Genomic DNA, 22660 nt, shown 5'->3' on the forward strand with positions numbered 1-22660 from the left:
CCCATATTCGCAACAGGGAACGACCGCCCCCCTGACTTGGATAACATTAAGTATTCCTGCCCCCCTTCAAGCAGCTTGGATATCACCGCCAGCTAGGTCGGACACACAGAGCAGTATTAGGAGTGTTTTGGAGGGCATTGCCATTGCCGAATTGCTCTGGTCTGTACCACGAGAAGGAGGCCGCGATGCAGCACTATGATCCACGCAGCAACGAATGATGGGCGGTTTGTTACGCCTCTTGTCTCGCCATGCGCGGCTGTGTCTCATTATAGGGTTGGCGGCAGGGCTTTTGTTCCCCACATTCAAAACTTGGCTTGCTCTTTGGCTGCCTGTGATGGTGGCCGCCCTTCTAACGGTCACCGCATTGCGCATTGGACACAAGGCAGCGCGTGGCGCGGCGCGCGACCTACGTTGGGGTCTGGGCGCCGTCGCTGTACTGCAATTGGCGCTTCCCTTGGCCTTTCTTGGTTTACTGCATGCCTTAGGCCTAGCGAATACTCCCGTCGCACTGGCGTTGGTGCTTGTAACCGCTGCTCCGGCTATTTCAGGCAGTACCAATCTGGCACTCTTGCTGGGGCTGGATGCGGGGCGGATGATGCAGGTCATAGTTTTGGGCACCGCTACGTTTCCACTGACTGTATTACCCGTCTTGTTTCTGTCCCCACAGATAGACACCCCATCAGACATATTGACCTCAGCCGCTCTAGTCCTGCTCGTGATTTTAGGTGCCACCGCACTGGGCTTTTTCCTGCGCGCAGTGTTTTATCCCAACCCTTCAACGGCCCAAATACAAACCCTAGACGGCGCGTCTGTGCTGGCTTTTTGCGTGATCGTGGTTGCGCTTATGGCACCGCTGAACGCCGCTCTGCGTGCAGCGCCAGGTCAGGTCGCCCTTTGGGCACTGCTGGCGTTCGCAATCAGCTATGGCTTGCAAGCCGCCACACTGCTGGCCCTGCGGAAAACAAGTTTGCATGCCGTCGCGGGACCGCTAGCCATCGGAGCTGGCAATCGGAACATTGCGCTATTTCGGGTTGCCTTGCCGCCCGACGTATTGGCCCCTATTCTGATCTTCATCGGCTGCTGGCAATTGCCGATGTATCTCACTCCTATCCTGCTCCCACAGCTCTACCGAAAGGCATTAAGTGATGGCTGAATTTCCGCGCATCAGAATGGTCGGCCTCGCCGGCTTGCTGGTACAATTCGGCGATAAGATGAGCGAGCCTGCAAATCGCGCAGCCATCGCCTTTCGCGCGGCTATTGATACGCAAAACTGGCCAGAAGTGCGCGAAACATCAACATCGCTTGTCTCCACCTTTGTCAGTGCTGATCTGGCGGCAACTGCGCCCGAAGCGCTGACCGAAAAGCTGCAAGCACTTGTTGGAACCACCGATTGGTTCAGCGCGCCCTTGCCCGATGGCCGTACCTTGTGGGAGATCCCAACGCTATACGGCACCGATGCCGCCCCACAGCTCGAAGAGGCGGCTCAGGCCGCCGGCGTTTCACCCGAGACCGCCATACAAGAGCTGTCGTCCGCGCGTGTGCGTGTCCTCACCATCGGTTTTGCCCCGGGTCAGCCCTATACCGGAGAGTTGCCGCCCCATTGGAACATCCCGCGGCAGCAGGCGCTCACCAAATCCGTGCCCGCTGGTGCGCTGGTGGTGGCGATCCGTCAGCTGATCATTTTCACCAATGCCTCCCCTACCGGCTGGCGACACGTGGGCCAGACCGCATTCCGCACCTTTCGTCCCCATCATGCTACACCTTTCGCACTCTCGCCGGGGGACGAGCTGTGCTTTCCCTCGGTGAGTACTGCAGAATTCGATGACATCATGCAGGGTGACACGTCCGGCAATGGCGGCGCGCAGCGGCAGGTGCTGGCATGAGCAGGATGTTGGAAGTTTTATCATGCGGCCCCGCTGTGACCGTTCAGGATATGGGGCGACCGGGATTTCTCGCTCATGGCTTAACGCGTGGCGGCGCTGCGGACCGGCTTGCGCTTCATGAAGGGGCTGCATTGTTGGGGCAGTCCGCCGATCTGGCGGCCCTTGAGATGGTGGGTATGGGCGGCAGTTTTCGTGCCAATGCAGATGTGCGCATTGCTCTGACTGGTGCGCCGATGACCGCAACGTTGGACGATGTGCCACTGGTCTGGAATGCAAGCCACCTGCTACCTGCAGGCACTACGCTCAAGATCGGCGGCGCGCACAGCGGGACCTATGGCTACCTGCATGTGGGTGGCGGCATTGACACCCCTCTGATGATGGGCGCGCGCGCTGCCCATCTAAGCGTCGGTCTGGGTGCCGCGCTTGCCGCCGGAGATGCGCTTCCAATCGGAACAGACAAAGGACATGAGACCGGCCTCACCCTACCGGTCGACGACCGGTTTGAGGGCGGCCGCATCCGTATAACCACCTCCATGCAAACCGAGCAGTTCAACACTGAAACACAAGAACGTTTTTCCAAGACAGCCTTTCTGCGCGATGCCCGTGGCAACCGGATGGGCGTGCGAATGGACCATGATGGCGCCCCCTTTATGGCAGCAGACCAACTGAGTATTTTATCCGATGTAATCGTCACCGGTGACATCCAAATCGCCGGTGATGGCGCACCCTTTGTGCTAATGTGTGAGAGCCAGACCACAGGCGGTTACCCACGCATCGGTACTGTACTGCCTTCCGATTTGGGGCGCGTGGCACAAGCGCCCGCTGGTGCTTCGCTGTCATTTGAATTCGTATCTCTGGAAGAGGCGCGCGCAATTGAGCAGCGTGCAGCCTCCAGCCGCGCAAGCCTTGCGGCGACAGTCGTCGCGCTGCTGCGCGATCCGGCCACAATCCGTGACCTGCTGTCCTATCAATTGATCAGTGGCGCGATCTCTGCCACAGAAAACCCTTTCACAACCGAGGAATGACCATGCGCGTAGACCTGAATGCCGATATGGGCGAAAGCTTTGGACCGTGGCGGATGGGCGATGACGCCGCCCTGCTGCGCACAGTAACCTCTGCCAACATTGCCAGCGGCGGTCACGCAGGGGACGCAGATGTGATGGCCGCAACAATGGCGCTGGCGCATAAAAACGGCGTGGGCATCGGTGCGCATCCGGGCTTCATGGATTTGGCCGGATTTGGCCGCAACCGCATGTCCGTGCCACGTGCCACACTTCAAAACCAGATCCGCTATCAGGTCGCAGCAAGCATTGGGATGGCCCGCAGCCTCGGGGCAAAGGTGCGCCATCTCAAGCTGCACGGCGCTTTGTCAAACATGGCGTCCGAAGACCCCGTTCTGGCCCGCGATCTATACGAGGCCGCCCTGTCGGTCGATCCTGATCTTATCGTGATGATTCTTGCTGCAACAGCGCATCAAGAAGCTGTTGAGGAACTGGGTTGCGCTTGGGCGGGCGAAATCTTTGCCGACCGCGCCTACAACGATGACGGCACGCTGGTAGACCGCAGCATTGAGGGTGCAGTAATCCACGATCCTGCTATCGCCGGGGCGCGGATGGTCCAAATGGTCAAAGCGCGCGCAATTATCACTGATAGCGGCAAACACATCCCCGTCTCGATTGATACGATCTGCCTGCACGGTGACACCCCCACCGCCGTCCAGATCGCCCAATCCGTGCGCGCAGCACTTGAGGCGGCCGGCATCTCCGTTCAGACATTTGACAAGCGATGAGTGACTGCAAAAAGCGAACGGCCTACCCGCCGACTAAAGCCTAAAGGATCCGGTCCGGCATAGCAGTACGCCGGACCTTGCGATCACATGGAGCCTCAATCGCTCAAAGCTTCATACCGCCCATTTCGGCCACCCCGACAAAACTGCGGTTCCACGTCGGGCTGATCAGCACTTCGTTCACACAGACATGCGGTGGCGCTTCGGCGATATAGCGCACCATTGCGCCCAGATCCTCGGCCTTGAGCATCTTTGCGGTGTCTTCTTCCGAGGGTGGTTTCGGCCGCGACTTCATGATCGGAGTAGCCACCTCTCCGGGCATCAACGCTGTGCAACGGATACCATTCACACCTTCGTCCTGATTGATCGAATGGCTCAGGGCCACGACCGCGTGCTTGGATGCACTATAAGCCGGTCCTGTAAGGCGCGAAGGATGGCGTCCAGCCCAAGACGAAGTCAAAATCAGCGTGCCAGAGCCTTTTTTGCGCATATTTGGTAGCACCGCGAGAATACCGTTCATCACACCGTTCAGATTGATATCAACCACTTTGGCAAAATCCATCGCGGTCACCACCCCAACCGCACGGTTCGGGACATTGATCCCTGCATTCGCCATAAATATATCAACGCCGCCAAGCCGCGCATTCAGATCATCCGCGATGGCTTGTGTGGCCGCGGCATCAACCACATCCAACTGCGCTGTCTCTGCCTTCCCACCAGCAGACGTGATCTCTGACATCACCCGTTGCAGCTCCTCCTCACGACGGCCGGACAGAACCACATAGGCTCCACTATCAGCCAACGCTTTAGCCGACGCTTCGCCGATGCCGCCCCCCGCGCCCGTGACCCACGCAATCTTTCCCTTAAGCGTTCCCATAGCGACTCTCCCTGTTTACCTGATGTCAGGGTTAAGAAGTCCACACAAACGGCTGCTTGTCCACCACAGGTAAGCGGAGTTCTCATTGGTGCATAAGAGGTTTGGTACTTGAGAAGGCGGCTGCTAACGTGACATGACAGGATGGATCACTCGGGAGATGATTATGAAACTGACAAAGATTTGCGACGGGCTCGGCTTTCCGGAGGGGCCTATCGCCATGGCAGATGGCACCGTCATCTTGGTAGAAATCCGGCGCCAGACCTTGTCACGCGTGCATCCGGATGGCCGTATTGAAGTGATCGCTCATCTGAGGGGCGGTCCCAACGGCGCTGCGGTTGGTCCCGACGGTATGATCTACGTCTGTAACAACGGCGGGTTTGTCTGGACCGAAACTGACGGCATCACCCGCCCAGTCGGAACGCCGGAGGATTACGTCAGCGGCTCCATCCAGCGTGTTGATCCTACAACCGGCACCTTTGAGACACTCTATGACAGCTGTGACGGTCAGCCGCTGCGTGGCCCTAACGACATTGTCTTTGACGCAGAGGGGGGATTCTATTTCACCGATCTAGGCAAAGCGACTTCCGAGTATGTTCACCACGGTGCCTTCTACTATGCCAAGCCCGACGGCAGCCATATCCGGCGCGTACACGCCCCTATGATCACACCCAACGGGATCGGCCTGTCACCTGACGGAAAGACTGTGCACGTCGCTGAAACCCGTACCAGCCGTGTCTGGAGCTATGATCTTGTTGCTCCGGGTGAAATTGTGGCTCTGCCCTTCACGATGCCGGGTCGGCTGCTCGCAACGCTACCAGACTACCAGTTACTTGATAGCCTCGCAGTACAGGCAGATGGGCAAATTTGCGTAGCGACCCTGATGCGTGGGGGAATCAGCGTGGTGCCTACGGATGGTAGCCCTGTCACTTTCATCGAGGTTCCCGGCGACCCCTACACCACCAACATCTGTTTTGGCGGGCCGGATATGCGAGACGCCTATATCACTGCGTCAGGTACCGGATGCCTTTATCATGCGCGCTGGCCAAGCCCCGGCCTACAGCTCAACTTCAATGGATAGACCGTGAACGAAGCCATGCCCCCAGGGGCGTGGCTGTTCGCCACATCTTCAACGTCTGGATATTTGAAAAAGTGGTGAGCCCTGTTGGGTTCGAACCAACGACCTACTGATTAAAAGTCAGTTGCTCTACCAACTGAGCTAAGGGCCCACTGACGCGGTGTTTAGAAACCTCGACCGACAGGGTCAACCCTTAAAACACTAATTTTCCTCGCACTGCTGGAATAAACCATACGCGCCCGCTATATGCCCAGAATGACCAAACCAGCATCCACCTCTTTGTCCTTCATGAAAATGCACGGACTCGGAAACGACTTCGTCGTTTTTGATGCGCGAAAGCGTGATTTTTCCCTGTCAGAGGCGCTTGTGCGGGCTATTGCGCACCGCCAGACGGGAATTGGTTTTGATCAGCTTGCCGTTATCTCCCAAGGCGTAGGTGACGCGCACCTAACGTTTTACAACGCGGACGGCTCCACCTCTGGGGCCTGCGGCAATGCGACTCGCTGCATTGCGCGCTGCTTGATGGAAGAAACCGGCGCGGATCGGCTGCACCTAACGACAGATCGCGGTGATCTTTTTGCCTGTGATGCGGGCGACGGGCTGACTTCCGTAAACATGGGCTACCCCCAACTGACTTGGGACGAGGTTCCGCTAGCCGAGGCGATGGATACGCTTTCCCTCCCGATTGAGGGCACGCCAGTGGCCACAGGTATGGGCAACCCCCACTGCACCTTCTTCGTTGATGATGTCATGGACGTTGATCTGGCCACATTCGGCGCGGCACACGAACACCATCCGCTGTACCCTCAGCGCACTAATGTTCAGGTCGCTCAGATTGTCGGAAAAGATCACATTCGCATGCGCGTGTGGGAGCGGGGCGTGGGGATCACCCTTGCCTCCGGCTCCTCCTCCTGCGCCACCGCGGTTGCAGCGGCCCGACGCGGCCTTACAGGCCGCGCAGTGCGCATTGATCTGGACGGGGGCAGCCTTCAGATTGACTGGCGCGATGATGGCGTTTGGATGACCGGTGAGACCATGCACGTCGCCGACGGGACGCTAACATCCCAGTTCATCGAGAGCTGCCAATGACCGCGCCTGTCTTCTCAAACCACGGCTGCCGTCTGAACCAGTATGAACTGGAAGCGATGAAGGAACTGGCTGCTGATGCCGGTCTACAGGATGCTGTGGTCGTGAACACCTGCGCAGTGACCGCAGAGGCCGTGCGCAAGGCCCGTCAGGATATCCGCAAGCTGCGCAAGGCGAACCCCAACGCCCGGCTGATCGTGACCGGCTGCGCCGCCCAGACAGAACCCGCAACCTTTACCGCCATGCCAGAGGTTGATGCAGTCATCGGCAACACCGAAAAGATGCTCGGCGACACTTGGCGCGGTCTGGCCGCTGATTTCATTGGAGAGACAGAGGCGCTTCAGGTTGACGACATCATGTCTGTTACTGAAACAGCCGGCCATCTGATTGACGGTTTTGGCACGCGCAGCCGCGCTTATGTGCAGGTCCAGAACGGCTGTGACCACCGCTGTACCTTCTGCATTATCCCCTACGGCCGCGGCAACTCGCGCTCCGTCCCCGCGGGTGTGGTGGTGGATCAGATTAAGCGGTTAGTGGATAAAGGTTTTAATGAGGTGGTGTTGACTGGCGTTGACCTGACCTCATGGGGCGCGGATCTGCCCGCGACTCCACGTCTGGGCGATTTGGTGATGCGCATTCTGCGTCTGGTACCCGATCTTCCGCGCCTACGGATCAGCTCGATCGATTCGATTGAGGTCGACGAGAACCTGATGCAGGCCATCGCGACCGAACAGCGCCTGATGCCACACCTTCACCTGTCCTTGCAGCACGGCGATGACATGATTCTGAAACGGATGAAGCGCCGGCACCTACGCGATGACGCGATTCAGTTCTGCACAACTGCGCGCGAACTGCGACCCGACATGACTTTTGGCGCTGACATCATCGCAGGCTTCCCGACCGAGACGGACGCGATGTTCGAAAACTCGCTCAAGCTTGTGTCCGAGTGTGACCTGACGTGGCTGCATGTCTTTCCCTACTCTGCCCGTGAAGGCACACCTGCCGTGCGTATGCCGCCTGTTAACGGCAAGGCCATCAAGGCCCGTGCAGCGCAACTTCGCGCTGCTGGTGACGCCCAAATGCAGCGCCATCTGGCTGCACAAGTGGGGCGCACCCACAATGTGCTGATGGAAAACCCGCACATGGGTCGCACAACCCAATTTGCCGAAGTACATTTTGCCCACGCACAAACCGAAGGTGCGATTGTACAAAGCATCATTCAGAGCGCGACGGAAAAGCACCTGCTTGCATCCTAATCGCCAGCGGTACAACCGTCACGATAGGCCGCAGCATTGAACAAATAAAATGGGCCCACCGATCATAGCGATCCGTGGGCTCATTTTCTACAAACCTGAGTTTGTATTAGCTCTTTTTCTTGCCCTTCACGGTGGCCCAAAGGCGCTTGTTCGTGAGGTAAAGAAGAACAGACAACAGTGTGAGGAAAACCACGCCAGCAAAACCGGCTTGCTTGCGCGCGCCCATCTTAGGCTCGGCTGTCCACATCAGGAATGCCGCCACGTCGTGGGACAGTGCTTCGACGCTGTTTTCATGACCGTCCTGAAACTCAACTGCTTCATCATAAAGCGGAGGCGCCATCGCGATCCAGCCACCTGGGAAGTAGTCGTTTTCGTAAAACGTCGTACCCGCCTGCTCTTTTTCTTCGCCAGTGTAACCGTGAAGAATAGCCGCAATGTATTCCGCGCCGCCGGTACCCTTCAACAACTGGTTGATACCCAGACCGTAAGGGCCGTGGAACGCTGCGCGCTTTTTGGCCATCAAGGACAGGTCAGGCGCATTGGACAGAGCCGACTTGGGGAAGTGATCCACTGGCGACGCAGGACGGAAATCATCCAGCTCCGCGTCGAACACTTCGAACTGCTTCGAATACTCGATCACTTGATCTTCGGGCAGATGTGGTCCGCCCTCATCACCAAGTGTGCGCAGCGGCACGAACTTCAACCCGTGACAGGCAGCGCATACTTCAGTGTAGATCTGCAAACCACGCTGAAGCTGGTTCACATCGTAGGAGCCGAAAGGACCGTCAAACGAAAAGTCGATGTTTTCGATTTTGTGGCCGCTTTCCGCACCCGCCGCAAAGGCAGCAGGTGCAGTCAAGGCCAATACGGCGGAGACGAGTGTTGCTTTAATAATATTCATCTCAGTTTACTCCGCTGGGTTCACGATTGGGGTCGTGCCGCCGACTTTTGGCGCATAGTGCGCGTCAAAGTCCGCTTCGATCGTTTCAGGTTGCGCCAACGGCTTCTCGATCACGCCAAGCAGGGGCAGGATAACGAGGAAGTAGGCGAACCAGTAGGCAGAAGCGATCAACGAGAAGCTCGCATAAGGCTCTTCCGCAGGCATCGCGCCCAGCCACATCAGGACAAAGAAGTCAATGACCAGCAGCCAGAACCACCACTTGAACATCGGACGGTAACGGCCAGAGCGAACGCGGCTTGTATCGAGCCATGGCACAGCGGCCATAACGGCGATGGCACCGAACATGGCAAGCACACCAAAGAACTTCGCATCAACGATACCGCCTGTCAGCGTCTCGGCGATGATCACGACCCAGACTTCGGACGTGAACGCACGCAGGATCGCGTAGAACGGCAGGAAGTACCATTCGGGCACGATGTGCGCCGGTGTCGCCAGCGGGTTCGCCTCAATGTAGTTGTCAGGGTGGCCAAGATAGTTCGGCATGAAGCCCACAACCGCAAAGAACACCGCCAATATCACGGCCAGCGCAAACAGGTCCTTGATCACAAAGTAGGGCCAGAACGGCAGCGTGTCTTTCTCTGCGTCTTCCTTGGACGTGCGGCGCACATCAACACCAGTCGGGTTGTTGTTGCCTGTCGTGTGGAAGGCCCAGATGTGCAGGATCACAAGACCGGCAATCACGAAGGGCAGCAGATAGTGCAGCGAGAAGAAGCGGTTCAGGGTAGCGTTATCAACGGCAGGACCGCCCAGCAACAATGTCTGGATCGGCTCGCCAATCAGAGGGATAGCACCGAACAGGCCGGTAATCACAGTCGCACCCCAGAAGGACATCTGCCCCCAAGGAAGCACGTAGCCCATGAACGCTGTACCCATCATCAGAAGATAGATCAGCATACCGATGATCCACGTGATCTCACGCGGTGCTTTATATGAACCGTAATACAGGCCACGGAAGATGTGGGCGTAAACAGCGATAAAGAACAGCGACGCGCCGTTTGCGTGCATGTACCGCAGCATATAGCCGCCGTTCACGTTACGCATAATGTGCTCGACCGAGGCGAACGCCTGATCCACATGCGGCGTGTAGTGCATTGCCAGCACGATGCCCGTCACGATTTGCAGCGCAAGACAGAAGGTCAGTACGATGCCCCAGATCCACATCCAGTTCAGATTCTTGGGTGTAGGGATCATCAACGTGTCATAGGCGAGGCCGACAATTGGCAGGCGGCTGTGAAGCCACTTTTCGCCGTTTGACTTCGGCTCGTAATGGTCGTGAGGAATTCCAGACATATCTTGTTTCCTTTAACCGAGTTTCAATGTGGATTCGTCGAGGAATTTCGCAGCAGGAACAGGAAGGTTCCTTGGCGCGGGACCTTTACGGATGCGACCGGCAGTGTCGTAGTGCGATCCGTGGCAGGGGCAGAACCAGCCGCCAAAATCACCGGCACCGTCGCCGATTGGCACACAACCAAGGTGCGTACAAACACCCATCATGACCAACCATTCGCCCGCTTCGTCCATCGTCCGGTTTTCGTCGGTAGCCCGCGCGTCAGAAGCGATATTTTCGTTCTCTGCGTTTTGGTCTGGCAGATCGGACAGAGGAACCGCGCGGCCCGTCTCGATGTCCTCGGCCGTACGGCGACGAATAAATACCGGCTTGCCGAGCCATTTGACGGTCAGCTGCGTGCCAGGCTCAACGCCACTGACATCGACGCGGATGGAGGACAATGCCCGCACATCAGCAGAAGGGTTCATCTGGTTGACCAGTGGCCAAACAGCGGCACCTACAGCTACAGCACCTGTACCTGCGGTGGCGTAATAGAGGAAATCCCTCCGGTTGCCTTCGATATCATCAGCTTGTGACACGTCGGTTTCTCCGTAATTGGGCCAATTGAGGCCAACAGGTATTAAGACGCACTTGTCCCAATGCGCCGGATATTGGTGCGGTATCTAACTTGCAGTGTCGAGGTCGTCCAGATGGTTTAAACGCGCAAAGGGTCGCAGTGACCTAAAATAAACACCCAATTGATCCGCTTTGACACGATTCAGCCCGCTGGCGGTACCGTCGACTGCATCGATGGCCGCGATTCGAACGCCTTGAACCATGCAGCCAGCCCGTCATTACCTTTGCGCCAACCGCGTGCGTCATGGCGGAAATCAACATAGGCCAGCGCGCAAGCCACCGCGATTTGCCCCATATCCAAAGGACCATTCAGATGGCTCATCCAGCGGGTATTAAGCGCGGAGACACTGCGCGCTACCTTATCCCATTGCCCGTCAACCCATTCAGGCATCCGCTTATCCTCAGGCCGCAAGCGGGTCTCATAAGTCATCAGCAACGCAGCATCCAGAATGCCATCCGCCGTCGCCTCAAGCGTCAGCGTGTCCCAGCGGCGCGCGCCCGAAGGATACAACTGGTCCCCGCCGCGGACATCCAGATAGGCCGTGATGACGCGGCTGTCATAAAGTGTCGGCCCATCGGGGCGCTCCAGTGCGGGTACTTTGGCCAGCGGGTTCTTTGACAGAAGCGCAGGATCAGCAGCCACAGGCGTGGTTGCTACATTGATCAGTTCGACATCATCACGTTGCCCAGTCTCTTCGAGCAGAATCATGACCTTGCGAACGTATGGTGATGTCGGAGCGTAATAAAGCTTCATGCGGGTATTCCTTTGCCAAGCGTGTTTAGCGACACTCTTTACCTGAACCTCCCGCAGTGCAACCGCCTGTTAGGTGTGATCAAGGTCGCGCATCATGGCGGCGATGCGCTCTACCTCGCTGCCGATGCCGTGCTGCGACATCTGCGCTGCGGCGGCTGTCCGCGCCACTTCCGGCTTGTTCTGACCCAACTTCCACGTGCCGTCCACGCCCGTCAGCGTAAAGCGAAACGGCACAATCATCCGCATCATCTTTTCCAGCACTTCTGGCGTCATCTTCTGCGTGGTCCACGGCGTTTTGGGCAGCAGTTGCGACTCGTAAGCAGCCGATTGGCGGTCCAGCATCCCGTGCATGAAATCTTGCGGAAGCTGCTCCAACGTCCCCGTCAGATGCACAGCAATATAGTTCCACGTAGGCACCTGATCCAGCTGGCCGTACCAATCAGGCGAGACATAGCTGTCAGGCCCCGACACGATGATCTTGGCCGGATGCGGCCCCTCACCCATCCGGGCAATCGGGTTCGAGCGTACCAGATGCAGATCAGCGCAGGTTGCATCAGCATCCAGCAGAAATGGCACATGGCTCAGATGCGGAACACCGTCCGCCGCCACGGCGAGCACGCCAAACGCGCGCTCCCGTGCGAAGGAGATATTGCGAGACGCGCTCGCGTCATGAAAGGCCAGATTTGGATGCATTGGGCGCTCCTGCACAAGTGGACAGATAAGCTATTGCAGAGGCTGGCGTTGCTTGGCAATCTGAAACCATTCTCAGGGCGGGGTGAAATTCCCCACCGGCGGTATGGAGGTTTACCTCCGAGCCCGCGAGCGCAACGCGCCCCCTAACAGGGGACGCTTGGTCAAGCAGATCCGGTGAGATGCCGGAGCCGACGGTTAAAGTCCGGATGGAAGAGAATGCAGGGTTTTGGACACATCTTTCGGGATGCGGCCAAGGTCTTGTGATCGCCTTGGGTGGACGTGTTTGAACCTAAAGGAGATCAATATGACAGACACCCCCGCCCGCTTCGCCTTTGTCAAAGCACAATGGCATGCAGATATTGTGGACCGCGCACTGGATGGCTTTGCCGACCTTGTCGATCCAGCACAAACTGACGTTTTCGATGTGCCCGGAGCCTTCGAGATGCCGCTTAAGGCACAGCAACTGGCCAAGACCGGCAAATACGATGCCGTAATTTGCGCCGCTTTCGTTGTGGATGGCGGAATCTACCGCCATGACTTTGTCGCCGCTGCAGTGGTGGACGGGTTGATGCGGGTCGGCCTTGATACCGGTGTCCCGATGCTTTCAGTCTCGCTGACGCCACACCACTATCACGAGACGGATCATCACAATGCGATCTATCGTGCCCATTTCGTCGAGAAGGGGCGCGAAGCCGCACGCGCAGCACTGAACATCACGGACGCATCCGAACCCTCAACCTAGGTAGGCTCGTAACTCCGGCGGTGGATCATCCATCAAAGCTGCCGCCGGACGGGGTGCATGGGCGCGCCCACCCTCAACAAAAATCACCTCATCCGCGATACGGCGTACATCCTCGGGCGCGTGGGTCACCATTACCAACGCCGCCCCTGTTTGCGCGGCCATGCCGCTGACCAGATCAAGCATTTCGTTACGCAAAGCCGGTCCAAGCGCGGCAAAAGGCTCATCCAGAAACACCAACGGTCGCGCCTGCACCAACACCCGCGCCAATGCTACCCGGCTTTGTTGTCCGCCCGACAAAGCACCCGGCTTTACCTGCGCATAGTCCGTGAGATTCACACGTGCCAGCGCTTCCATCACCACGTCCTTTTCCGCCCCGCTGATCCGCCCGTCCGGCCGCAAGCCAAGGGAGACATTCTGCATCACAGTTAGATGCGGAAAGAGGTTATTGTCCTGAAACAACATCGTCATCGGCCGCGCACCGGGCGCTGCGGTGGTGATGTCTTTCCCCTCCCACAGCATGCGCCCTTCGGACAGTGGTACGAAACCACACATTGCGGCTAGCAGAGTGGACTTGCCTGCCCCAGAAGGACCGATCACCGCGTATTTTCGCGCTGGCTCCAACGTGAAATCGGCGAGCAGCCGGAAATCTCCTTGCGCGATCAGCGCATTCTCAAGCTTCAGCACGCCAACGCCCTCCCTTATCGCATATCCAGAATATCCCAAGGCTCAACCCCAACAAGAGTAGTGCCGCACCTGCCGCAGCATCCATGCGGTACGCACCCATCAAACGAACCATCTGCAACGGCAGCGTCACGCGCTCTGGATCGGCAAACAGCGCGATCACGCCCAGATCACCCATCGAGAGCGCGCCGGTCAGCCCCGCCGCAAATCCAATCTGAGCCCGCAAACGCGGCAACAGCAGCACCCGCCACAAGGCCCAACCGTGCAAGCCCAGCATCGCGCTAAGGCGGCCATAGTGCTGCACCGCGTCTCGCATTGGTGGTACTAGAATCCGCAGCGCAAATGGCAATGCCATCATTGCGTTGACCAGCACTGTCACAGGCAAAGCAAAATCAAACGGATCAGCATAGGGGTTGATGACAATGAACCAGCCCGTCCCGATCATCAGCGGCGAGGCCGAGAGACCCAGCAAGCCGACGGCTTCAACGCCCCCCGCCTTGCGGCCGGCAATCCATCCAGCCATCGGAAGCGCCAAGGCCAAGAGAACAACGATGCTCGCCACTGCAACAGAAACCGAAACACCGGCAGCTTGGTAAACGGTCGTCGGCATTAACGGCAGCCCAGCCAATCCGCGCAATACAACAACCGTGAGCGGCACCAGCAAGAACAGTGCGGCAAACGCAATCACAACACCGTCGCCAAGGCGCTGAAACCCGCCCCGCGCATCCCAGCGCGGCATCACCCGGTCCAATCCACCGCCTGCGGAAATCGTCGGGACAAAACGCAACGCGACCAGCGCCATGCCACCAGCCAGAACTAGTTGTACCACAGACAAAAGCGCCGCGCGCGCCAGATCGAAATCAAACCGGAACGCCTGATAAATTGCCAATTCGATCGTCGTCGCGCGTGGGCCGCCGCCCAGCGTTAGCGCCACAGCAAAGCTGGTCAGACAGATCACAAACACCAGCGCCAGCGCGCCCGGCACAACTTGGAGCAGCATCGGCCATTCGACGGTGCGGAACATTGCAGAGGGGGTCAGCCGCAGCTGCGCGGCCAGACGAAACCGCTCGGCCGGTATTGTCTGCCATCCTTGCAAAAAAAGCCGCGTTGCCAACGGCATATTAAAGAAAACATGCGCGAGCACGACGCCGTGGAAACCGTAGATTGATATCGCAGGCAGGCCCAGCGCCTCCAAACCAGCGTTGAGCCATCCATTCCGCCCAAAGACCGTCAGCAAGCCCAAGACGGCAACGATCACCGGCAAGATGAACGGCGCGCCCAGCAATGTGACTAAGGCCGCGCGCCCTGCAAACCTCTGCCGTGCCAATGCCCGCGCGACTGGCACAGCAAGAAGAACTGAAAGTACCGAGGACCATAGCGCCTGCGCGACAGTAAACCTGATCGCGGCCCAGTCTCCGGCGCCCAGCCCGGCACCCGCTTCGGCGCGGCTTATCACAGCGCCCAGCGCCAAAAGGATCAGCGCCAGCACCAAAAGCGCGGCGCTGATCCCTGTCTTACGGCTCAGAAGAACCGGATTTATTGCGACAGCGCTTTGAGCCATTCGGCCAAAGCTTCCTCACGGATCGCAGGCACATCGTCAGCCGGCGTCAGCAATGCTTTTGCCGGAACGGTCAATGTCTCGAACCCCTTTGGCAGGCCAGCGGCAGGAGTGACCGCTGGATACATCCAGTTAGTTGTTGGAAGAATTGCTTGCGCGGCATCCGACACCATGAAGTTAATGAATGTCTCAGCCAGTTCAGGCTGGTCGGTCCCAGCCAACGCACCAACGACTTCGATCTGCATGTAGTGACCTTCGTCAAACTCAGCAGCGGCCTTGCTATCGTCCTCTTCGGCGATCAAGTGATAGGCAGGAGACGTTGTGTAGCTCAGCACCATGTCGGCCTCGCCCTCCAGAAACAGGCCGTAAGCTTCTGACCAACCTTTGGTCACGGTGACCACATTGTCTGCCAGCGCATCCCATATTGCCGACGATTCGTCCCCATAGGCCGCTTTGACCCACATCAGCAGGCCAAGGCCCGGTGTGGAAGAGCGTGGATCCTGAATAACGATCTTCAGATCGCTTTCGCCCAGCGCCTTGAAGTTCGCAGGTGCCGTCAGATCCTTGTTGTGAACGAAGGCGAAATAACCCCAGTCATAGGGTGCGAACACCGGATCAGTCCACTCGATTGGCAATGTGTACTGCGCGGTCACAGCAGTCTCGGCAAACAGGCCTGTCTCTTTGGCAGCAGCGATAAGCGAGGTATCAAGCCCCATCACCACATCCGCGTCCGAGCGCGCTCCTTCAAGCTTGAGCCGCGCCAGCAAAGCCGCGCCATCGCCCAAGCCTACAAGCTTGAGATCGCAAGCGCATGTTTCTTCGAACGCTTTTTCAATCGCGGGGCCAGGACCCCAATCCGAAGTAAAGCTGTCATAGGTATAGACAGTGAGTTCGGGCGTATCAGCCCATGCCGCTGTGGCGGCCAGCGTTGCAGTCGCAAACGTGAGATACTTCATAGCATCCTCCAAATTGCGGCGTCAGAAAGCGTTGGATGGATGTCCAGACCTTCCCTCCGCCGGTGTTAACCGGTTCAGGTTCAACGGGTCCGTACGTGCGTACATCTCAGCCTATGGCCCCCCGAGGTGAAGTCACAGTTAAGAGGCCCCCTACCCTTTGGCAAGTCAAAAACTCTTGAGACACCGCCGCGCGACCGCTAAGGCAGGGGGCAAAGGAGCACCGCATGTCGATCAACAGCTTTGGCCATCTTTTCCGCGTGACAACCTGGGGCGAAAGCCACGGGCCTGCTTTGGGCGCCACCGTTGACGGCTGCCCTCCGGGCGTGGCGATCACACCCGAAATGATTCAGCGCTGGCTCGACAAGCGCAAACCGGGCCAGAACAAATACACCACTCAGCGTCGCGAGGCGGATGAGGTACGGATTCTGTCGGGTGTGTTTGAAGGTGTCACAACAGGCACACCGATCCAGTTGATGATCGAGAACACCGATCAACGCTCCAAAGACTACGGCGACATCAAAGAAAAATTCCGGCCTGGCCACGCCGACATCACCTACTTCCAAAAATACGGCATCCGCGATTATCGCGGCGGCGGCCGTTCCTCTGCGCGCGAAACCGCATCGCGGGTGGCAGCGGGTGGATTGGCACGCGAAGCGATCAAGGCCATCGCGCCGAATGTGGAGATCACTGGCTACATGGTCCAGATGGGCCCTCACCAGATTGACCGTAACGCCTTCGACTGGAACCAAATCGAACAGAACCCATTTTGGGTGCCAGACGCACAAGCAGCGACTGACTGGGCGGCTTATCTGGACGGCTTGCGCAAGTCAGGCTCGTCTGTGGGCGCGATTATCGAAGTCACAGCACGCGGCGTCCCCGCTGGCATCGGCGCACCCGTCTATGGAAAGCTCGACACCGATCTGGCCGCTGCAATGATGAGCATCAATGCAGTTAAAGGCGTAGAGATTGGCGAAGGCATGTCTGCCGCCATGCTCACCGGAGAATTGAACGCTGACGAAATTTTTATGGGGCCGGACGGACAGCCAGCCTATTTCTCCAACCACTCCGGCGGCATCCTTGGTGGGATTAGCACGGGTCAGGACATCGTCGTGCGCTTTGCGGTCAAGCCGACCTCGTCTATCCTCACCACCCGCAAAACGATCACGAAATCCGGCGAGGAGACCGAGATCATTACCAAAGGTCGTCACGATCCTTGTGTCGGTATTCGGGCGGTTCCGGTGGGCGAGGCGATGATGGCTTGCGTCATTCTGGATCACCTGTTGCTGCACCGTGGCCAGATCGGTGAGAATCGCGGTATCATCGGCTAATAGACCGAAATTCTGGCAAATTCCGATCCCTAACTCTCAAACATTTCGCGGCGACAATCACCTGCTTGATCTTTGTCTTTTGAAGGCGCAGACAAAAGCATGCCTCAAGACATGACCCAGAATAAGCCGGGCACGGCCATTGCTCTTCGGCTGTCCTCACTCTTTTTGTTCATGGTCATGGCCGCGCTTATCAAAGCCGCTTCTGAGACTGTTCCGCCCCCCCAGGCCGTCTTTTTCCGCTCTCTCTTTGCGTTTCCTGTGATCCTGATATGGCTTTGGCAAAAGCACGATCTGCGGCGCGGCCTGATTCCCCAAAACTTCATGGGCCATGTATGGCGCGGTCTTTTCGGGACCACGGCCATGGCGCTTACGTTTGGTGGGCTTGGCTTGTTACCGCTGCCCGAAGTCACCGCGATTGGCTATGCCACACCCATGTTCACCGTCCTGTTTGCTGCTCTGCTGCTGGGTGAGCGAGTGCGTCTGTTTCGCCTCTCTGCTGTAGCGCTCGGGCTGATCGGTGTGATGATCGTACTGGCGCCGCGTCTGTCGCTCGACAGCGATGCTGTCACGCGCACAGCAACCATCGGCGCGCTTATGGTTGTTGGCGCCTCGGTCCTGCGGGCACTGGTGCAAATTCATGTCAGAAAGCTGGTCCAGACCGAGAACACAGCGGCGATTGTTTTCTACTTTTCACTCACCGCGACCTGCCTGTCGCTGCTGACATACCCCTTGGGGGAATGGACGGGCTGGGCCGGACTTGACTGGGTCACGCCAAGCTGGCGCGTCGCGGGATATATGATTACTGTCGGCCTGATTGGTGGGATAGCGCAAATTCTGGTCACGTCGTCCTTGCGGTTCGGAGCTGCCTCTATGCTGGCACCATTTGACTACTCCTCAATGATCTTCGCGAGCTTTATTGGCTGGGTGGTCTTTGGAGAACTCCCAACCCCTGCCATTCTGGCTGGTGCCGCTCTTGTCATTGCCGGCGGTGTGCTGATTATCTGGCGCGAACGGCAATTGGGGCTGGACAGAAGCAAAGCAAAAGCCAATGTGGCGCCCCAAGGCGCCCCTGAATAACGCCGAATGATTGGAGACTCCCATGACAGACAGCAATGATCACAAGCAAAAGATGCAAGAGCGTCAGGCCGAACAGCGCAAACGCGTTTCTGAGCTGCAAGACCCTGAAAAAGGTCTGGTACTGGTGCACACTGGTGCGGGCAAAGGCAAATCTTCCTCCGCTTTCGGCGTGGTCGTGCGCGCCTTGGGTTGGAAGCAGAAAGTGGGCGTAATCCAGTTTATCAAAGGCAAATGGAAAACCGGCGAGCGGCAGTTCTTTGATCGGCTGGGCGAAGTGACATGGCACACCATGGGTGAAGGCTTCACTTGGGACACGCAAGACAAAGACCGCGACATTGCCGCAGCGCAAGCCGCCTTTGCCAAGGGCCGCGAAATGATGGAAAGCGGCGACTATGACCTCATCGTGATGGACGAGATCAACATCGCCATGCGCTATGATTATCTGTCAGTCGAGGATGTCATTACCGGCCTGAACGCACGCGACAAGCGGACCGGCGTGATCCTGACAGGACGCGACGCCAAGCCCGAGCTGTGTGAATATGCCGATCTGGTCACCGAAATGACCGAAGTGAAGCATCCGTTCAAAGCAGGCATCAAAGCCCAGCGCGGCGTCGACTTTTAGAGCAGGCGTCGTTCACCCGAAGGTCAGGCCGTCCCCAACAGATCTCGTGCGATCCGTTCAAAGATGGCTGACCCGATTGGGATCAGATCATCGTCAAAATCATAGTCAGGGTTGTGCAATACGGCATAATCCTGACCCGGTCCAAGGCAGAGCATTGCTGCCTTGGCGCCCCAGCCAAACACACCGAAATCCTCGGACGCCCGCATGGGCACGCCCGCGTCCCCATGCGGCACGTTGATGGATTCCATAGCTGCCACTGCGACCTGATAGGCTTCTGGGTAGTTGATTGACGCGCAAAATTATCTTGAACATCAAATTCGATACTCAATCCGAATTCGTCCGCCACTGAACTGGCAATGGCGCGTGCATCTGCCTCGATCTGTGCCATGCCTTCATCTAGTTAGGTCCGCAAAGTCGCATAAACGACAGCCGCGCCGGGGGCCACGCCGAACGAAGGGTCCCCGATCTGCGCATGTGTGATCGTGACCAACCGGAAGTCATCGTCAAGCTTCCCACCATGCCCAAGCGCATCACGCGCCGGAATGAGCTTTGCCACCGCGAGCGTCGGCGAGACTCCGTCTTCGGGATCAGCCGCATGGGCAGTCTTGCCAACCAGCTTGATCTGCAACCCCAATGAGGCACAGTTGATCAATCCCGAACAGGTCGAGACATACCCGAACGGACGTCCCGGTTCGATGTGGATAGCAAAGGCCCAATCGGCCTGAATATCTTTATACGCCGGATCAGCGACCACAGCTTTTGCCCCGCTGCCATCTTCTTCGGCGGGTTAAAACATCAGTACGACGCGTCCTTTGGCAACTGGCCTTCGTACGATCATCCGCCCAAGCGCAAGCAGCATCGTCATATGCCCGTCATGTCCACAGACATGGCTTTTGCCCAGCGCTTGTGATGCCCACGGGATGTCGTTGATTTCTTCAATCGGCAACGCATCAAGCACGGCCCTGAATAGGACGGCGGGGCCATCCACGCCACTGTCAAATACCGCCGCAACACCAAACCCGCCAAGGCCGGTCAGGATGCGTGTTGGTGCCAGCTGTTTCAGGGCAGCCGCGATGGTGCGCGCGGTTTGCACCTCTTCACCTGATATTTCAGGATAACGATGCAATTCACGGCGAAACGCGGTCAGTTCCATCAGATCAAGAGTTGTGAGCATGAGGCCCCCTGTTACTGAAATCAGCGTCGCAGTTGGACGGTTCGACGCCAAATTATCAGAATTGAGCGCGCAATTGTATCGCTAACCATCTGTTTAATTTACCTGTCCTGAAAAGAAATCCACCCCATCACCAAAGGAATTATTCCTGCCATACGGGAATCCCGTGCTAGCGTACCCTTACCGACAGGGCGAATCGTCCCGCCAGAGGACACGCCTGTCTAACCGTGGAAGATTGAAATGACTTTGAAAAATATTGCCGCACTTTGCCTTGGGCTGACGCTGGGCACAGGGGCCGCTTGGGCGGAGTGCAGCTCAACCAGCCAATGGGGCCCGGAAGACACTCTTGGCTCCGCCAATCTTGTGACCCCTGAGCGGACGCTGGAAACGGCCAAGCTGATCAAACAGGGCAAATCAATGCCGCTTGGCATCGCGATTGGCCCGAACACCCCGGCATTCCCGCCGCGCTCGCTCAACCTACAGATTGTGCAACCGAACCAGCAGGGCGGGCAAAAACTGTCCAGCTTTGGGTACGAGGGCAACTATAATGACGACATCCTGCAAACATGGATTGGCATCGGCTCACAACTTGACGGGTTGGGGCACCTTGGCGAAGGCGGGCACTATTACAACTGCCTCGACGAGAAAGAGATCAGCGCCATCACGGGCCTAACAAAGCTGGGCACACATGCGGTGCCCCCGCTGGTGGGCCGCGCGGTAATTCTGGATATGGCCGCACACGCTGGTGTTGAAGTGATGGCCGCCGGTCAGCATTTCGGTTCGGAAGACGTCAAAGCGGCAGCAGAAGCGCAGGGCGTGACGATGGGTGAAGGGGATATCATCCTGTTTCACACCGGCTGGACCGAAGGCATGCTGGAAAGCGACCCTGCCGCTTGGGGTGGGACCGAACCGGGCCTGAACAACGAAGGCGCGGTTTATGTCGCCTCGCTTAACCCGATGGCTGTTGGCGCGGACACTTGGGGGCTTGAACCGATCCCTGCCCCACAGGGAGATAAAGTGTTCTATGGGCACGTTACCCTGCTCAAGGAAAACGGCATCTATATTCTTGAGACGATGAACGTGGGCCCGCTGCTGCGCGAGGGCGTGAACGAGTTCATGTTTGTTCTGGGACAGCCACGGATCGTCGGCACGGTACAAGCCATGATCAATCCGGTAGCGCTGTATTGAGATGAGGATTTGCGCGGCCTGACGGCCGCGTTACGCCGCCAGCCAGAGCTGCGCTCTGGCTGGCGGCTATAATATAGATCAGGCGCGAACCAGCTGTTCGTAGCTTTCCGCGATGTCACGCGTCAGTGCACCCACTTCGAATGTATAGTCGCCGATCTGGCCGACTGGGGTGACTTCAGCTGCGGTGCCTGTCAGCCAGCACTGCTCAAAACCAGCAAGCTCTTCTGGCAGAATGTGACGCTCATGCACGGTGATGCCGCGCTCTTTGAGCATGCCGATCACGGTTTGGCGCGTGATCCCATTGAGGAAGCAATCAGGGTCCGGTGTGTGCACTTCGCCGTCTTTCACGAAGAAGATATTCGCGCCTGTCGCCTCGGCCACATAACCGCGGTAGTCAAACATCATTGCATCAGAGCACCCTTTCGCCTCGGCTGCGTGTTTGGACATGGTGCAGATCATGTACAGACCTGACGCCTTTGCATGGCACGGGATTGTCTCAGGTGAGGGGCGCTTCCACTTGGAGATATCAAGCTTTGCACCTTTCATCTTGGCGTCGCCATAATACGCGCCCCATTCCCATGCTGCGATGGCCATGCGGACAGGGTTGCGTAACGACGCCACGCCCATGTCTTCGCCTGCACCGCGCCACGCAACGGCACGCACATAGGCGTCCTGCAAACCAGATGCTTTGAGAACCTCGGCCTTTGCCGCCTCAATTTCGTCGATCGAATAGGGAATTTCGAAATCAATCATCTGGGCAGAGCGCTTGAGCCGCTCGGAGTGCTCACGACTTTTGAAAATCTTGCCGTTATAGGCGCGCTCGCCCTCAAAAACGGAGGAAGCATAGTGCATCGCGTGGGTCAGGATATGCACATTGGCATCCCGCCACGGGATCATCTTCCCGTCCATCCAGATGTGCCCGTCACGGTCATCATATCCGCCAGCCATACTATTTCCTTCCGAAGTTCTTCGTTATTTTCCATATATTGCGTAAAAGTCCAGATAATGGACATATAGTTACGTAAAACTAGGAACGGCCTAGCCTTTCAGGGTTGGAGTGTCA

General features: G+C 57.7%; 22 protein-coding genes, 1 tRNA gene, 1 pseudogene and 2 riboswitches. Of the genes and pseudogenes, 12 read left to right on the forward strand and 12 right to left on the reverse strand.

Going from position 1 to position 22660, the window contains the following annotated elements; genetic code table 11:
- The first annotated feature begins 214 nt into the window (after positions 1-214).
- From V7730_RS06230 to V7730_RS06245, 4 genes are read left to right on the forward strand one after another with little or no spacing between them, the layout of a single operon-like run.
- On the forward strand, positions 215-1153 hold the full coding sequence (locus V7730_RS06230; protein WP_335746732.1) for a hypothetical protein: 939 nt from the start codon (positions 215-217) through the stop codon (positions 1151-1153).
- The gene (locus V7730_RS06235; protein ID WP_335746733.1) at positions 1146-1883 is read left to right on the forward strand and encodes a 5-oxoprolinase subunit B family protein; all 738 of its coding nucleotides are present in this window, start codon (positions 1146-1148) and stop codon (positions 1881-1883) included. Before V7730_RS06230 ends, V7730_RS06235 begins: the two co-directional genes overlap by 8 nt.
- Positions 1880-2908 carry a biotin-dependent carboxyltransferase family protein gene (locus V7730_RS06240; protein WP_335746734.1) on the forward strand — a complete coding sequence of 343 codons (1029 nt, stop codon included), beginning with the start codon at positions 1880-1882 and terminating at the stop codon, positions 2906-2908. Before V7730_RS06235 ends, V7730_RS06240 begins: the two co-directional genes overlap by 4 nt.
- Positions 2905-3672: a LamB/YcsF family protein gene (locus tag V7730_RS06245; protein ID WP_335746735.1), complete on the forward strand. Its 768-nt coding sequence runs from the start codon at positions 2905-2907 to the stop codon at positions 3670-3672. The genes V7730_RS06240 and V7730_RS06245 overlap by 4 nt, the downstream gene beginning before the upstream one ends.
- A gap of 103 nt (positions 3673-3775) precedes the next feature.
- On the opposite strand, the gene V7730_RS06250 is transcribed toward V7730_RS06245, so the two are convergent.
- Complete coding sequence (locus tag V7730_RS06250) at positions 3776-4546, reverse strand: SDR family oxidoreductase (RefSeq protein WP_335746736.1); 771 nt, start codon at positions 4544-4546, stop codon at positions 3776-3778.
- A 163-nt stretch (positions 4547-4709) separates the two neighbouring features.
- Here V7730_RS06250 and V7730_RS06255 point away from each other — a divergent pair, with 163 nt between their 5' ends.
- Positions 4710-5624: an SMP-30/gluconolactonase/LRE family protein gene (locus V7730_RS06255; protein WP_335746737.1), complete on the forward strand. Its 915-nt coding sequence runs from the start codon at positions 4710-4712 to the stop codon at positions 5622-5624.
- A gap of 72 nt (positions 5625-5696) precedes the next feature.
- On the opposite strand, the gene V7730_RS06260 is transcribed toward V7730_RS06255, so the two are convergent.
- Positions 5697-5772, reverse strand: a tRNA-Lys gene (locus V7730_RS06260).
- A 95-nt stretch (positions 5773-5867) separates the two neighbouring features.
- Here V7730_RS06260 and dapF point away from each other — a divergent pair.
- Complete coding sequence (dapF, locus tag V7730_RS06265; protein ID WP_335746738.1) at positions 5868-6710, forward strand: diaminopimelate epimerase; 843 nt, start codon at positions 5868-5870, stop codon at positions 6708-6710.
- Entirely contained in the window at positions 6707-7963 is a 1257-nt protein-coding gene (gene mtaB, locus V7730_RS06270) for a tRNA (N(6)-L-threonylcarbamoyladenosine(37)-C(2))-methylthiotransferase MtaB (protein WP_335746739.1), read from the forward strand. The genes dapF and mtaB overlap by 4 nt, the downstream gene beginning before the upstream one ends.
- A gap of 106 nt (positions 7964-8069) precedes the next feature.
- On the opposite strand, the gene V7730_RS06275 is transcribed toward mtaB, so the two are convergent.
- From V7730_RS06275 to V7730_RS06295, 5 genes are all read right to left on the reverse strand, one after another.
- On the reverse strand, positions 8070-8864 hold the full coding sequence (locus tag V7730_RS06275; RefSeq protein ID WP_335746740.1) for a cytochrome c1: 795 nt from the start codon (positions 8862-8864) through the stop codon (positions 8070-8072).
- 6 nt (positions 8865-8870) lie between these two features.
- Positions 8871-10214 carry a cytochrome b gene (gene petB / locus V7730_RS06280; RefSeq protein WP_335746741.1) on the reverse strand — a complete coding sequence of 448 codons (1344 nt, stop codon included), beginning with the start codon at positions 10212-10214 and terminating at the stop codon, positions 8871-8873.
- 12 nt (positions 10215-10226) lie between these two features.
- Positions 10227-10790, reverse strand: a complete 564-nt coding sequence (gene petA / locus V7730_RS06285; protein WP_335746742.1) for a ubiquinol-cytochrome c reductase iron-sulfur subunit — start codon at positions 10788-10790, stop codon at positions 10227-10229.
- 179 nt (positions 10791-10969) lie between these two features.
- Complete coding sequence (locus V7730_RS06290) at positions 10970-11581, reverse strand: glutathione S-transferase (protein ID WP_335746743.1); 612 nt, start codon at positions 11579-11581, stop codon at positions 10970-10972.
- Positions 11582-11650: 69 nt separating this feature from the next.
- Positions 11651-12274, reverse strand: a complete 624-nt coding sequence (locus V7730_RS06295) for an FMN-binding negative transcriptional regulator (protein ID WP_335746744.1) — start codon at positions 12272-12274, stop codon at positions 11651-11653.
- 64 nt (positions 12275-12338) lie between these two features.
- Positions 12339-12496: riboswitch (FMN riboswitch) on the forward strand.
- 82 nt (positions 12497-12578) lie between these two features.
- On the opposite strand from V7730_RS06295, the gene V7730_RS06300 reads away from it, so the two are divergent.
- Positions 12579-13016: a 6,7-dimethyl-8-ribityllumazine synthase gene (locus tag V7730_RS06300; protein WP_335746745.1), complete on the forward strand. Its 438-nt coding sequence runs from the start codon at positions 12579-12581 to the stop codon at positions 13014-13016.
- Here V7730_RS06300 and V7730_RS06305 read toward each other — a convergent pair.
- From V7730_RS06305 to thiB, 3 genes are read right to left on the reverse strand one after another with little or no spacing between them, the layout of a single operon-like run.
- Complete coding sequence (locus tag V7730_RS06305; RefSeq protein ID WP_335746746.1) at positions 13008-13700, reverse strand: thiamine ABC transporter ATP-binding protein; 693 nt, start codon at positions 13698-13700, stop codon at positions 13008-13010. The genes V7730_RS06300 and V7730_RS06305 overlap by 9 nt on opposite strands.
- Entirely contained in the window at positions 13687-15258 is a 1572-nt protein-coding gene (locus V7730_RS06310; RefSeq protein ID WP_335746747.1) for a thiamine/thiamine pyrophosphate ABC transporter permease ThiP, read from the reverse strand. The genes V7730_RS06305 and V7730_RS06310 overlap by 14 nt, the downstream gene beginning before the upstream one ends.
- Positions 15234-16211, reverse strand: a complete 978-nt coding sequence (thiB, locus tag V7730_RS06315) for a thiamine ABC transporter substrate binding subunit (protein ID WP_335746748.1) — start codon at positions 16209-16211, stop codon at positions 15234-15236. Before thiB ends, V7730_RS06310 begins: the two co-directional genes overlap by 25 nt.
- 34 nt (positions 16212-16245) lie before the next feature.
- A riboswitch (TPP riboswitch) is annotated at positions 16246-16345 on the reverse strand.
- Positions 16346-16435: 90 nt separating this feature from the next.
- On the opposite strand from thiB, the gene aroC reads away from it, so the two are divergent.
- The 3 genes from aroC to cobO all read left to right on the forward strand — a co-directional run bounded on the left by aroC (position 16436) and on the right by cobO (position 19238).
- Positions 16436-17539, forward strand: a complete 1104-nt coding sequence (gene aroC, locus V7730_RS06320; protein ID WP_335746749.1) for a chorismate synthase — start codon at positions 16436-16438, stop codon at positions 17537-17539.
- 99 nt (positions 17540-17638) lie between these two features.
- A complete protein-coding gene (locus V7730_RS06325) occupies positions 17639-18616 on the forward strand; it encodes a DMT family transporter (protein ID WP_335746750.1) in 978 nt (325 codons plus the stop codon).
- A gap of 22 nt (positions 18617-18638) precedes the next feature.
- Complete coding sequence (cobO, locus tag V7730_RS06330; protein ID WP_335746751.1) at positions 18639-19238, forward strand: cob(I)yrinic acid a,c-diamide adenosyltransferase; 600 nt, start codon at positions 18639-18641, stop codon at positions 19236-19238.
- Between the two features lie 23 nt (positions 19239-19261).
- Here the strand turns inward: cobO and V7730_RS06335 are convergent.
- Positions 19262-20412, reverse strand: a pseudogene (locus V7730_RS06335) (amidohydrolase).
- Positions 20413-20649: 237 nt separating this feature from the next.
- Here V7730_RS06335 and V7730_RS06340 point away from each other — a divergent pair.
- Complete coding sequence (locus V7730_RS06340; RefSeq protein WP_335746752.1) at positions 20650-21597, forward strand: cyclase family protein; 948 nt, start codon at positions 20650-20652, stop codon at positions 21595-21597.
- Positions 21598-21675: 78 nt separating this feature from the next.
- On the opposite strand, the gene V7730_RS06345 is transcribed toward V7730_RS06340, so the two are convergent.
- Positions 21676-22545: a branched-chain amino acid aminotransferase gene (locus tag V7730_RS06345; RefSeq protein WP_335746753.1), complete on the reverse strand. Its 870-nt coding sequence runs from the start codon at positions 22543-22545 to the stop codon at positions 21676-21678.
- Between the last annotated feature and the right edge of the window lie 115 nt (positions 22546-22660).

Origin of the sequence: Sulfitobacter sp. (assembly GCF_036961165.1) — a bacterium.
Taxonomy (GTDB): Bacteria; Pseudomonadota; Alphaproteobacteria; order Rhodobacterales; family Rhodobacteraceae; genus Sulfitobacter.